The sequence below is a fragment of the Variovorax paradoxus EPS genome (assembly GCF_000184745.1).
Classification (GTDB): Bacteria; Pseudomonadota; Gammaproteobacteria; order Burkholderiales; family Burkholderiaceae_C; genus Variovorax; species Variovorax paradoxus_C.
Map to the genome: position 1 here is coordinate 3,642,009 of NC_014931.1, position 12,726 is coordinate 3,654,734.

Sequence of the window (12,726 nt, forward strand, 5' to 3'; positions counted from 1 at the left end):
GCCGAACGAACGTCAATGCCCCTGGCCGGCCTCCCCGCCGGCGCCCTGGGCGCAATGACCGCCGCGGGCATGAACCGGTTTATTCGTTCGTGCATGCGGCAGCCGCCTTGTTGGCCGGTATCCGGGCTGGCAGAACGGCCCCTTGCCGCCTTCCCAGGCACCTGTTTCAGGGCGCCCAGTGGCTGGATGGAAAGGGGTGACGCCTTGCGGCGCCGTCTGCTTGACCGTTGCGGGGGCAGCGCAGGCGGCTTCGGCCTTGATCCGATGTCCGGCTTCCGGATCTCTCGGGGCGTTCACTCCTGCTTCCCGTTGAACTGCACCGTGCGAACCACGGCGCGAGCACCAACGGGCGGGATTTTAGGCCCTGCGGCGGATGCGCTAAGTCGAAAGTTGTGGCGCCGCCGTCGCACCTCTGTCCATCTCTGCACCCATCTCCGCCGAAAATTTGGAACCCTCGGGCGCAGGCCGCAGAATCGCCGCCAGGAAGAAGCCAGGCGCCACGCTGACTGCCAGCGGACCGCCTCCCCCGGGAAACTACAATCGCCAACCATGCCCGCCTCCAGCCCCATCGATCAGATCGCCGAGCGTGTGGAACGCTTGCTCGTGCGTCACGAAGAGGTACAGCGCACCAATGCGCTGCTCCAGGAACAGGTCGATGCGCTCGTGCGCGAACGCGACGGGCTCAAGTCGCGGCTCGCCGCGGCACGCACGCGCCTGGATGCACTGCTCGAGCGGCTGCCGGCTGAACCACCTCCCGAAGACTCCACCGCATGAAGCAGATAGAAGTACAGATCATGGGCCAGAGCTATTTGCTCGGCTGTCCCGACGGCGGCGAGCCGCAACTGCGCGATGCGGTCGAACGCGTGGACGCCGCCATGTGCAAGATCCGCGATGCAGGAAAAGTTAAGGCACGCGATCGCATCGCGGTGCTGGCTTCGCTGAACCTCGCCTTCGACCTCGCGGCGCAGCAAGCGGCAGCGGTTGCCGCGCCCGCTGCAACGCCCGCGCCTGCCACGACCGAGCCCGGTGAAGTCGATGCCAAGGCCGCCCAGCTCATTCAAAAGCTCGATCAAGCGCTGGCCGGCGATGGTCATTTGCTCTGAATGAACACCATGGACTCATACGGAGCGTAAAATCCGAACTGTCTGCGGTGCGCGTCGGGCTTAATATTTCCTTGTTCCAATGCTCTCCGGAGCCGGGCTTGGTACATCGCTTGACGGGCGTGATCATCTCGCGTCAGATGAACCCGAAGTCTTGCTGCCCTCGCCCACCTGAACCCTGGTTCAGGATGCGGGTTCGGCGCCCACTTGCAGACACCTTTTTCTATCCGGCACGGCCCCCAGCACACACTGCTCGGGGCCGTTGCTTTGTCCGAAGACCCGCAGCGTGACCGAATTCCTCGACCCCCTCCTGATTCTTGAACTTGCCGCACTCGGCCTGGGTACCGGCTTTCTCGCGGGGCTCCTGGGCATCGGCGGCGGCATGCTGATGGTGCCGTTCATCACGATCATCATGGGCCACCGCGGCGTGTCGTCCGACCTCGCGGTGAAGATGGCGATCGCCACCTCGATGGCCACGATCATCTTCACTTCGGTCTCCAGCGTGCGCGCGCACCACAAGCGCGGCGCGGTGCGATGGGACATCGTCAAGCGCCTCGCGCCCGGCATCGTGATCGGCAGCCTGGCCGGGAGCCTGGGCGTGTTCGCACTGCTCAAGGGCACGGCGCTCGCCATCTTCTTCGCGCTGTTCGTCGGCTTCTCGGCCACGCAGATGTTCCTCGACAAGAAACCCAAGCCCACGCGCCAGATGCCGGGCACCGCAGGCCAACTCGCGGGCGGCGGCGTGATCGGCTTCATCTCGGGCCTGGTAGGCGCGGGCGGCGGCTTCATCAGCGTGCCGTTCATGACGTGGTGCAACATCTCGATTCACAACGCGGTGGCCACGAGCGCCGCGCTGGGCTTTCCCATCGCGGTGGCCAACGTGCTCGGCTATGCGATCAGCGGCCAGACGGTGCAGGGCCTGCCCACCGGCTCCTTCGGCTACATCTGGCTGCCGGCGCTGGTGGTGATTGCCGTGTGCAGCGTGTTCACCGCACCGCTGGGCGCCAAGGCCGCGCACACGCTGCCGGTGAAGAAGCTCAAGCGCGTGTTCGCGAGCATCCTCTATCTGCTCGCCGCCTACATGCTCTGGAAGGGCCTGCGCGGCTGAAAAAGCCCCCATGGTCCGGGGGTGTGACCCGTTGCGATGCGCCGGACGCAGCCGTATAACGGTTTCATGAAAATCCTCATCGCCGTCGATGGCAGCGCCTACACCCGCAAGGCGCTCGACTACCTCGTTGCCAACCGCACCATGTTCGTGGACGGGCACGAGCTCATCGTGGTCCACGTGTGCACCGGCATCTCGGGCCACGTGACACGGCACCTCAGCAAGGAGGTCGTGAACGAGTACTACGCCGAGGAAAGCGCCAAGGTGCTCGACCCGGTGAAGGCGCTCCTGGCCGAGAAGGGCATCGGCAACTACACGATCGACAAGCGCCACGGCCATCCCGCCGAGGAAATCCTGAAGTCGGCCACCGCCACGCATGCCGAGCTGATCGTGCTCGGCACCCACGGCCATGGCATCTTCGGACGCGCACTGATGGGTTCCGTCGCGACCAAGGTGATCGGCGAGACCGACATCTCGGTCTTGCTGGTCCAGTAAGGCCTACTGCACCCGCTGCTGCCGCCACTCGCGCGGCGAGCAGCCGAAGCGCTCCCGAAACGCGCGGCTGAAATGCGCCGCATCGTTGAAGCCGCGTCCATACGCGATCTCCCCCACCGGCTTGCCCGCCAGACGCGGCTCCAGCAGGTCGCGGCTGCAGGCTTCGAGCCTGCCTTCCCAGATGTACTGCGAAGGCGTCAGCGGCTCGCTCTTGAACACGCGATGGATGTGGCTCGCCGACACCCCGAGCGACGCCGCGAGGCTGCCCACCGACAGCGAGGGATCGGCCAGTTGCTCGTCGATGCAGCGCTTCACGCGCGCAAGGTGGTACGCCGTCAGATTGCTGAGCGACGGCGCACGCGCCGCAGGCAGCGTCTGCAGGCCCGCCACGAGGATGCTCTGCACGCCGTTGGCGACGGCCAGCGCCGATGCGGGCTGCAGCGTGTCGATGTCTTCGCGCAGCGTGCGGATCATGCCGAGCAGCAGATGCCCCGCCCCCTCCTTGCCCGACACCGTGGTGGCCGTCAGCGTCTCGGTGTCGCGCAGCTCGCTGCGCAGGCGCTCGCCAGGTAGCTTGAGCACGATCTGCTCGAACCTGTCGTCGAACAGCAGCTCGTAGGGCCGCGTGCTGTCGTACAGCGCGAAGTCGCCGGCCGAGAGCACCGCATCGCGCCCGTCCTGCCGCACCACGCCGCGCCCCTGCGCCTGAATGCTCACGAGGAAATAGTCGTCCCCCGAGCGCGCGATGTGCCCGCTCGTGCGCATGACCTTCTGCGCGCCCGACTTGACCACCGACACATCGAGGCTGGGCAGCGAGTGCTGGCGGATGCTGCCTTCGAAGCGGCCGATGTCGTCCGGCCGCACCGGGTCGCACCCGAGCTGCACGTAGACGTTGCAGATCATGTCGGTCCAGTAGGCCAGGCGCTGGTCGCGCGCCACGGCATCGGTGCTGAGCAACTGGTTCATTGGGTTTCCCGGAAAGCGCATGCGTGCAACGCTGGAACAAGAACGCCGCCAGTTCGGATCAAGGCGTTCCGCGGCGGCGAATCTACGCTTCAAGCAACCCGCATGCCACCGCGCAAACCCGCGTTGGCGGTGTGCGAAGTTGTTTCATCACCCCACTTCCGGAGACCCGCCATGCCCACCACCGTTCACCCCAAGCTCCGCGTCGCCGCCGTGCAGGCCGCGCCCGTGTTCCTCGACCTCGACGGCACCATCGACAAGACCATCGATCTCATGGCCGAGGCAGCGGGCCAGGGCGTGAAGCTCATCGCCTTTCCCGAGACCTGGGTGCCCGGCTACCCGTGGTGGATCTGGCTCGATTCGCCTGCCTGGGGCATGCAGTTCGTGCAGCGGTATCACGACAACTCTCTGGTCGTCGGCTCGGCCGAATTCGACCGCATCAAGGACGCTGCGCGCAAGCACAGGATCTGGGTGTCGCTCGGCTACAGCGAGAAGGCGGCGGGCAGCCTCTACATCGCGCAGGCGCTCATCGACGACCAGGGCCACACCGTGCAGACGCGCCGCAAGCTCAAGCCCACGCACGTGGAGCGCACCGTGTTCGGCGAAGGCGACGGGTCCGACCTCGCCGTGGCCGAGACGGCCATCGGCAACATCGGCTCGCTCTCGTGCTGGGAGCATCTGCAGCCGCTGAGCAAGTACGCGATGTATGCGCAGAACGAGCAGATCCACTGCGGCGCATGGCCCAGCTTTTCGCTCTATCGCGGCGCGGCCTACGCCCTGGGGCCGGAGGTCAACAACGCGGCGAGCCAGGTCTACGCGGCCGAGGGCCAGTGCTTCGTGATCGCGCCGTGCGCCACCGTTTCGCCCGCGATGAGCGAGCTGATGTGCACCGATGCCGGCAAGCATCAGATGCTGCGCACCGGCGGCGGCTTCGCGCGCATCTACGCCCCCGATGGTTCGCCGCTCGGCACGCCGCTGGCCGAAGACCAGGAAGGCCTGGTGATCGCCGATATCGACCTCGGAATGATCTCGCTCGCCAAGGCGGCCGCCGACCCGAGCGGCCACTACTCGCGGCCCGATGTCACGCAATTGCTGCTCAACAAGACGCGGCGCGAGCCCGTGGTCTTTCAGCGCACGCCCGAGCCCGAAAGCAGTGCTCCCGAAGCGGTGCCCGCAGGCACCGAGCCGCGCCTGCAACTCGCCGCCTGACCGTACCGGAGCCACGCCATGGAATCCGCCATCGCCGAGCATCTGAAATGTCCCCGCACGCGGCACCGCCGCGTCGAGGACGACTACACGCCGCCCTACCCCGTCTGGTCGGCCCGAGCGCCGACTTCAGTGACGCAGGTGACGATGGGCTATTTCGGCGTGCAGTCGCGCGGCCCCGAGATGCAGGGCCGCGCCTGCGCCGCGCTGATGAAGATCGCGCGCGACTTCGCGCTGCCCGATGGGCCGGGCCATCACGACCTCGCGCACTACGTCGACGCCGATGGCTTCGACAACATGGTCGCCATCGCCTACTGGCACGACGCCGCGGCCTTTGCGCGCTGGAGCGCCACGCCTGCCATCGACGCATGGTGGCGTTCCGATGAGCGACTGAACGAAGGCCTTGGCTACTTCCGCGAAATCGCCTCGCCGCGCGTCGAGCACTTCGAGACGATGTTCAACACGCCGGACCGCTTCGAGGGCATCGGCGTGGTGATGGGCGAGCTCAGCGGAGAGCTGCAGGAGCACGGCTACTGGGGGTCGATGCGCGACCGCATCCCGCTCTCGCAGACCGATGCGCTGTCGCCCTCGGGCACGCGCGCAGTCGTCGCCGGCACACCGGCGCCGGGCCAGCGCGTGCGCATCGCGGGCCACGAGAACATCGCGATGATCCGCTCGGGCCAGGAGTGGGCCGACACCACCGGCCAGGAGCGCACGCTTTATCTGGAAGACATGGAGCCGGTGCTGCGCGAAGGCATGGATTTCCTCCGCGACCAGGGACTGGGCATCGGCTGCTACAGCAACCGCTACATGCACCACCTCGACGCGAAGGGCGCGCCGCTGCAAAAGTCCTTTGGCCTCAGCTACTGGCGCTCGCTCGCCGACATGGAGCGTTGGGCCGAATCGCACCCGACGCACGTCGCGATCTTCGGCAGCTTCATGCGCTATGTGCAGGCGCTGAACTTCCAGCTTCAACTGCGCGTGTACCACGAGGTGTCGGTGCTGAAGGCCGACGAGCAAAGCTACGAATACATCAACTGCCGCGCGCGCAGCGGGTTGATGAACGGGCTCGCCGTCACCTGAGAAAGAGGCTCGGTGGGGATTGCTTTAGGATGCGCGGCCCTATTCCAATCAAGGCCGCAAGGCAGGACCCCGACCATGTGGAGCGATCTCGAAAACCTCATCGAAGCCTCGATGCAGGAATGGAAAGTGCCCGGCCTCGCGCTGGCGGTGATTCAGGACGGCGAGGTGGTGCTGCAGAAGGGCTATGGCGTGCGCGACACCGACACCGGCCTGCCCGTGACCACCGACACGCAATTTTTGCTGTGCTCGATCACCAAGTCTTTCACCGCGGCCGGGCTCGGCCTGCTGGTCGACGAAGGCAAGCTGGAATGGAATCGCCCGGTGCGAGAGGTGATTCCCGAATTTCGCCTGCACGACCCGGTGGCGACCGAGCGGCTCACGGTGCGCGATTTGCTGTGCCACCACAGCGGGCTGCCGCGCCACGACTGGATCCACATGCCCGGCGACCTGAGCAACGCGCAGATGCTGGCGGCGCTCAGGCACCTCGCGCCGAACAAGGATCTGCGCGACACCTTCCAATACTCGAACCTCGGCTACCTTGTCGCGGGAATGATCACCGAGCGGATCAGCGGCCAGAGCTATGAGGAATTCACCACCGAGCGCCTGATGAAGCCGCTGGGCTTCAGGCATTTCGGCTTTTCCATCGAGGCGCTCGGCGCAGCCGAAGACGGCGCCCGTCCGCATGCGATCGACGGCGACGAGCGCCACCGTTCGCCGCTGTCGCCCATCCGCGCGACGCCTGCCGGCGGCATCAACGCCTCGGTGGCCGACCTCGCGAAATGGGCACGCTTTCTCCTAGACGGCAAGGCGGACGGCCGCCAGCTGCTCTCCGCGCAATCGCTGCGTGAAATGACGACGCCGCGCGTGTACATGGGCTGCTCCGAATACGCCGAGATCGGCGATTCGCACTATGGCCTCGGCCTCTTCTGCGAGCAATACCGCGGCGATCGAACGATTGCGCATTCGGGCTCGTGGACCGGCTGGAGCACGCTCATGACGCTTCTGCCCGAACGCCGCGCAGGCATCGTGGTGCTGACGAACCGCGCGCCGGGCGGTACCACGCCCATCCTCACCTTCGCGGCGCTCGACCGCCTCTGTGGCCGCGAACCGGTCGACTGGTTCGGCCGGCTCGCACCCAAGCGGAAGCAGGCGGTCGAACAGCAGAAGCTCGACAAGAAAGCCGCCGCGGAAGTTCGCCACAGCGAAACCCGGCCGAGCCATCCGCTCGAAGACTATGCCGGCGAGTACGAGCATCCGGCGTATGGACGCATCCGCATCGAGCAACGAGGGGACGGGCTTGCATGGCACTGGCGCGGCACCGAAGACCTGCTGCTGCACCGCCATTACGACGTCTTCATCACGCCCGACCGGCCGACGATCATGCATCCGAGCGACCGCACCCTCACCTTCCGCTACGACCGGCAGGGCCACATCGACCGCATCGAAGTGCCGCTCGAGCAGATGGTGGATGACATCGTGTTCCGCCGCGTCGCGGCTGGCGAGGTGCTCGACCCCGTATTCCGCCGGCTGTGCGCCGGCAACTACCTGCACGCGGGCCGCGTGATCGAGATCCGGCTCGATGCCGGCGACCAGCTCAACATGACGATCCCGGGCCAGCCGACCTACCGGCTGCTGCCGGCCGGCGGACGGCGCTTCAATGTCGAGACGCTCGAAGGCTTCAGCGTGGAGTTCCGCCGGCCGTCGCCGGACGTGGTGGACGCGCTGGTCTTTCATGAGCCGCGCGTCACAGCCCTCGCGCCGAGAGTGACGAAGCCCTAACGATGATCTGCTCAATGCGATCTCCGGCTCGGGACAAGACCGGCTCGCTTCATAGCCAATGATCGAGCACAGGTTGCGAGCTTGGTTATCAGAGTGTCCCTATGGACTCACTCGATGCGCAGACGACCAACTTGGCAGTTTTTTATACCCTCCACGGTGGGTTTCCGACGATTCCTACCTCCGCTCAATAGCGAAAAGCCTCCACAATGCGTGTTCGGTTCCTGAGAGCTTCCTCTCGCTTGCGAGCAATGCCTCCTGTTATTTGTCCGTCGCATTGCGGCAGCAATTCGCCGACCATTACGAATTCAATCTCTAATATCCGCGTGCAAAAAACACTTATCATTGAGTCGCCCAAATTAAAAAGGCGAATAGGATCACAGTGGGATGACTGTTTCCCCTACTATGCAGGATTCCCCGAATCTTTTGCCAGCCGAATAATTGAAACCGCCTCGTTGTCATCCAAAAAGGCCGTGATATTTGATCCTTGGAACGGCAGTGGAACTACAACATACGCCGCAGCCAAGCTTGGCTACAACTCACATGGCATGGATTTAAATCCAGTGATGGTTTTGGTTGCGCGCGCGCGCGCGCTGTATCCTACTGAGGCGGGAAGTATAGAGCCTCAAGCAAAAAGCTTGATTAAAGGCATTGGTGCATTAAAAAGCAACATCGAACCTAGTGATCCGCTGCTTCAATGGTTTACTTTCTCGACCGCAAGCACCATTAGAAATTTAGAGCGGCGAATTCGGAATAGATTGGTGAGCGCTGATACTCGAAGGGCCTCCTTTGATTTTGAAGAAATATCCTGCTTTGCGGCAACATTTTATATTTCACTATTCTCCATTTGTCGAGCGTTCGCAAAGCCATTTCGCTCAACAAATCCAACTTGGCTAAAAATACCCAAAGATTCAGCCAAAAAAATATCTTTGAATGCCTCCGAGATTCTGACTGCATTTGTCGATCAGGCAAAAAGCATGGCCATCGGGCTTCGATCTATAGATTATTCAAGCGTTGCATCGGCAAAAACAGAAATATCAGTTGGCAACACCACGACTTTGCATCGCAAAAATTTTGCGGACCTGATAATAACATCACCGCCTTATTGCACTCGAATCGATTATACCGCAGCAACAAGAATTGAATTAGCTGTTTTACATCCACTATTGGATGTAAGTCGCGAAACCCTGAGTCAGCAAATGATCGGCTCTATCAAAGTTCCGAATAATTCCATCGTGCCCGATGCTCGCTGGGGAAATTCCTGCATCGAATTTCTCAAGCGCCTTGAGGCTCACCGCTCTAAAGCCTCTGGCGGCTACTATTATAAAACTCATTTAGACTATTTTCAAAAAATGTCTAAGTCAATGGAAAATGTAGGAGCTTCCCTTAAAAAAGGAGGACGCGCAATTTTGGTGGTCCAAGATTCTTATTATAAAGAATTACACAACGACGTTCCGCTCACCTTAATTGAAATGGCTGCAAACTGCGGATTAGATCTCTTTCATCGCGTAGATTTTTCAAAAAATAATCCAATGGCCGCCATCAATCCAAAGTCAAAAAATTATCGTTCAACGGCAAAAGCCGTTGAATCGGTCATTTGCTTCAAAAAGTAAAAATAGGAAAATTAAAATGAAGGCCAACTCCTCTCCAATGTCTGTTGCCGATTACTGCGGCGCGATGCAAGAAAAAAAGATCATTGTCAACACCGACTATCAGCGAAAAGATGGCCTATGGAATACGCCAGCGAGATCCTTTTTTATTGAATCCATTTTGCTAGAGTATCCAATTCCAAAAATATTTGTATACGCAAAATTAGATCTAAAGACTAGAGGAGTTATCAAAGAGATTGTTGATGGGCAGCAACGGAGTCAAGCGCTCATGATGTTTTATGAGAATAAGCTCGCACTTTCGAAGAACATCGAAACAGAAGAACTCCAAGGTTTAAAATACAACAAGCTCGGCGAGGACTGGCAAGCAAAATTCCTTTCCTATCAACTTCCCGTCGACCAGTTTTCTGGTGTACCCGAAGATGAAGTCCGAGAAGCATTTCGTAGAATGAATGCCAACAACGTTCCATTGAACGCGGAAGAACAAAGAAACGCTCGGTATCAGGGCGATTTCAAGTGGTTCATCAATAGGATGGCCGAGTCTTACAAAGAGTCACTTCTGAAGCTCGGCCTTCTTTCTAGGCGTGACCTTATTCGGATGACCGATCTTCGCCTCTACGCAGAAATTGCACTTACGCTCGATGAAGGTTTTTTGACAGTCAAAGGCGTACAGCTCGACAGGCTATACAAAAAATATAATGCAAGCTTCGAGTCCGCCGAAGTGTTCGGCGAGAAGATGAATTTTGGGATAAAGCACTTTATTGAACGCGAAATCTTACATCAAGATGTATTGCTTCGGATGCATGTATTTCAGTCAATCGTCGTTGCCGCAATATCGATTAAATATGAAGAACCTTTTGAAGCACAGGCGATCGCAGCTTATCCCAAAATTGTTCACGCAGTGCAGGAACACAATCACTCCCTAGAAACATTAGTTTCTGCCTTACGTGAACCAGACAATTACCCGGCGCTTAGTGAATTTGTCAAAGCGAATACTTCCGCCACCAATACCGGCGAGGCTCGCGCAATACGCTTTTTTTATTTTAAAGCGGCACTTGTTCAGGCTGTATAAATCATGCGCGCCTCCATGCATCTAATGCATTTGCATAATGCAACACAGGGCAGAATAAGAAGACTACAACGTCTTTATGGGACAACTGTTCTGATCAATGCGCCCCATCAGAATCACCAACTTGGCTATTTGGCCATAGAGCTGGACAATCTGGTTATCTCTGTGCTTCGTGAATTTACGATTAGCACAATCCGCCAGGCAAAAACTCGAATTGGGGCAAGAATTCGAGTAAACCAAAGCTTGGGCCCAGAAGAGCAAATCGCTGCATACATCCTATCGATAGTTAATCCTGTCAAATATCGACGACTTAATTCGCCGCAGTCTATTCGACAAACGGATGAACAGACAATTCGAGACCCAAAAGAGACGGAGAAAATATTATCTTATGCCGGCGCGACAAATCTTCCGTCATTGCAAAATGCTCTAGCCCTAAATTCTGGCCTTTTTAAGAATTTAAAATCAATCCGCCATTTCTACGCACACAGGGGAAAGGACACTTTTGGTAAGGCCTCTGTCAATGCCGTAAGCATGGGGGTTTTGAACACCCATCATCCTGACGACATACTTATGTATGTTATTTCTGGGCGGCCTCATTCGGTGTTGGAGGAATGGCTAATCGATGCAAGTCTCTTCTTTGAACTGCTTATGGAGTGAGCTCTCGACGCGCCCGATTCGGGTCAAAAATCATGCTTGATCGGCAGGTTCAGTAAAGATCGGCTTGTTTCATCACCTGGAGGCCAAGCCTTTGGCTGGGTTATGCGGAGTATCCCGGTGCGAACAACCCCTTGTGCTCGGCACGCAGCAGCGCCTTCTGCACCTTGCCCATCGTGTTGCGCGGCAGTTCGGGCACGACGAAGCAGCGCTTGGGAATCTTGAAGTTCGCGAGCTTCGACTTGAGCTCCGCCACGATGGCGTCGGCATCGATGACGGTGCCCGGCTTGGCGATCACGATGGCCACGCCCACTTCGCCGAAGTCGGGGTGCGGCACGCCGATGACCGCGCTCTCGGCCACGCCGGCCATCTCGTTGATGTAGCCCTCGATCTCCGCCGGGTAGACGTTGTAGCCGCCGCTGATGATCAGGTCCTTGCTGCGGCCGACGATGGTGATGTAGCCGCGGCCGTCGATCTTGCCGACGTCGCCGGTTTTGAAGAAGCCGTCGGCGGTGAATTCTTCCGCCGTCTTCTCGGGCATGCGCCAGTAGCCGGCGAACACGTTCGGGCCATCGACCTCGATGCCGCCGATATCGTCGGTGGTGCAGTCGTTGCCCTTCTCGTCGCGCACGCGCAGTTGCACGCCCGGCAAGGCGAAACCGACGGTGCCGCCACGGCGCTCGCCCTGCTCGGGCTTGTAGGGGTTGGAGGTGAGCATGACCGTCTCGCTCATGCCGTAGCGCTCGAGGATCGTGTGGCCGGTGCGCCCCTGCCATTCGTCGAAGGTCTCGATGAGCAGCGGTGCCGAGCCCGCGACGAACAGGCGCATGTTGCGCACCGCTTCGCGTGTGAGGCCCGGCTCGGCGAGCAGGCGCACGTAGAGCGTCGGCACGCCCATGAACACGGTGGCTTCGGGCAGCTTGGCGACGATGCGCTTGGGGTCGAACTTCGCGAACCACAGCATCTTGCTGCCGTTGAGCAGTGCACCGTGCAGCGCGACGAAGAGGCCGTGCACGTGGAAGATCGGCAGCGTGTGAATGAGCACGTCGCCCGGCGTCCAGCCCCAGTAGTCCTTGAGCACCTCGGCGTTCGACAGCAGGTTGCCGTGCGTGAGCATCGCGCCCTTGCTGCGTCCGGTGGTGCCGCTCGTGTAGAGGATCGCGGCGAGGTCGTCGGGCGACTTTTTCGCGGGCGTGTGCTTGTCGCTGCACTGCGCCGCCACTTCGAGCAGCGTGCCGGTGCGGTCGTCGTCCAGCGTGAACACGTGCCGCGTGCCCGCCGCATTGGCGATGGGCCCGACCCACGATGCATTGCGGCTGGTGCACACCACGACCGCGGGCTCGGCGTTGCCGATGAAGTATTCGATCTCGGCGCTCTGGTAGGCGGTGTTGAGCGGCAGGAACACATAGCCCGCGCGCAGCGTCGCGAGGTACAGCAGCATCGCCTCGACGGATTTTTCGACCTGCACCGCGATGCGCGCGCCCTTCTCGAGCTTGAGCGCATCGAGCAGGTTGGCGATCATCGCGCTCGCGCGTTCGAGGTCGCGCCACGAATAGAACAGGCCGTTGTCGGTCTCGACTGCGATGCCGTCGAGGTCGGCGGGAAAGGCCGCGCGCAAGGCGGCGAACAGGTTGGCGTTGGTTGGCTTCTTCATCGCTTCGTCTTTGA

12 protein-coding genes and 1 riboswitch are annotated in these 12,726 nt (G+C 60.6%); of the genes, 10 read left to right on the forward strand and 2 right to left on the reverse strand.

All coding sequences use genetic code 11. The annotated features are described in order from the left end of the window. Positions 1–94 precede the first annotated feature (94 nt). Positions 95–362: riboswitch (cobalamin riboswitch) on the reverse strand. Between the two features lie 187 nt (positions 363–549). The 4 genes from VARPA_RS16875 (at position 550) to VARPA_RS16890 (ending at position 2,700) form a co-directional block, all read left to right on the forward strand. After that, positions 550–774, forward strand: coding sequence for a hypothetical protein (locus tag VARPA_RS16875; protein WP_013541792.1), 225 nt, complete (start codon positions 550–552; stop codon positions 772–774). Next, a complete protein-coding gene (locus VARPA_RS16880) occupies positions 771–1,103 on the forward strand; it encodes a cell division protein ZapA (protein ID WP_013541793.1) in 333 nt (110 codons plus the stop codon). The genes VARPA_RS16875 and VARPA_RS16880 overlap by 4 nt, the downstream gene beginning before the upstream one ends. Before the next feature lie 283 nt (positions 1,104–1,386). Then, complete coding sequence (locus tag VARPA_RS16885) at positions 1,387–2,208, forward strand: sulfite exporter TauE/SafE family protein (protein WP_041942940.1); 822 nt, start codon at positions 1,387–1,389, stop codon at positions 2,206–2,208. Between the two features lie 66 nt (positions 2,209–2,274). Next, positions 2,275–2,700, forward strand: a complete 426-nt coding sequence (locus VARPA_RS16890; RefSeq protein ID WP_041943720.1) for a universal stress protein — start codon at positions 2,275–2,277, stop codon at positions 2,698–2,700. Between the two features lie 3 nt (positions 2,701–2,703). Here VARPA_RS16890 and VARPA_RS16895 read toward each other — a convergent pair whose 3' ends face one another. Then, positions 2,704–3,666 carry a helix-turn-helix domain-containing protein gene (locus tag VARPA_RS16895; protein ID WP_013541796.1) on the reverse strand — a complete coding sequence of 321 codons (963 nt, stop codon included), beginning with the start codon at positions 3,664–3,666 and terminating at the stop codon, positions 2,704–2,706. A gap of 171 nt (positions 3,667–3,837) precedes the next feature. Between VARPA_RS16895 and VARPA_RS16900 the strand changes: the two genes are divergently transcribed. The 6 genes from VARPA_RS16900 (at position 3,838) to VARPA_RS31120 (ending at position 11,061) form a co-directional block, all read left to right on the forward strand. After that, complete coding sequence (locus tag VARPA_RS16900) at positions 3,838–4,872, forward strand: carbon-nitrogen hydrolase family protein (protein WP_013541797.1); 1,035 nt, start codon at positions 3,838–3,840, stop codon at positions 4,870–4,872. 18 nt (positions 4,873–4,890) lie between these two features. Beyond that, positions 4,891–5,952 (forward strand): phenylacetaldoxime dehydratase family protein, encoded by a 1,062-nt coding sequence (locus VARPA_RS16905; protein WP_013541798.1) that lies wholly within the window; start codon positions 4,891–4,893, stop codon positions 5,950–5,952. 75 nt (positions 5,953–6,027) lie between these two features. Continuing rightward, positions 6,028–7,731: a serine hydrolase gene (locus VARPA_RS16910; RefSeq protein ID WP_013541799.1), complete on the forward strand. Its 1,704-nt coding sequence runs from the start codon at positions 6,028–6,030 to the stop codon at positions 7,729–7,731. A gap of 323 nt (positions 7,732–8,054) precedes the next feature. After that, positions 8,055–9,341, forward strand: coding sequence for a DNA methyltransferase (locus tag VARPA_RS30640; protein ID WP_167330545.1), 1,287 nt, complete (start codon positions 8,055–8,057; stop codon positions 9,339–9,341). Positions 9,342–9,357: 16 nt separating this feature from the next. Further along, positions 9,358–10,407: a DUF262 domain-containing protein gene (locus tag VARPA_RS16915; protein WP_013541801.1), complete on the forward strand. Its 1,050-nt coding sequence runs from the start codon at positions 9,358–9,360 to the stop codon at positions 10,405–10,407. Positions 10,408–10,410: 3 nt separating this feature from the next. Then, complete coding sequence (locus VARPA_RS31120; protein ID WP_013541802.1) at positions 10,411–11,061, forward strand: hypothetical protein; 651 nt, start codon at positions 10,411–10,413, stop codon at positions 11,059–11,061. Between the two features lie 100 nt (positions 11,062–11,161). On the opposite strand, the gene VARPA_RS16920 is transcribed toward VARPA_RS31120, so the two are convergent. Beyond that, complete coding sequence (locus VARPA_RS16920; protein WP_013541803.1) at positions 11,162–12,712, reverse strand: malonate--CoA ligase; 1,551 nt, start codon at positions 12,710–12,712, stop codon at positions 11,162–11,164. Between the last annotated feature and the right edge of the window lie 14 nt (positions 12,713–12,726).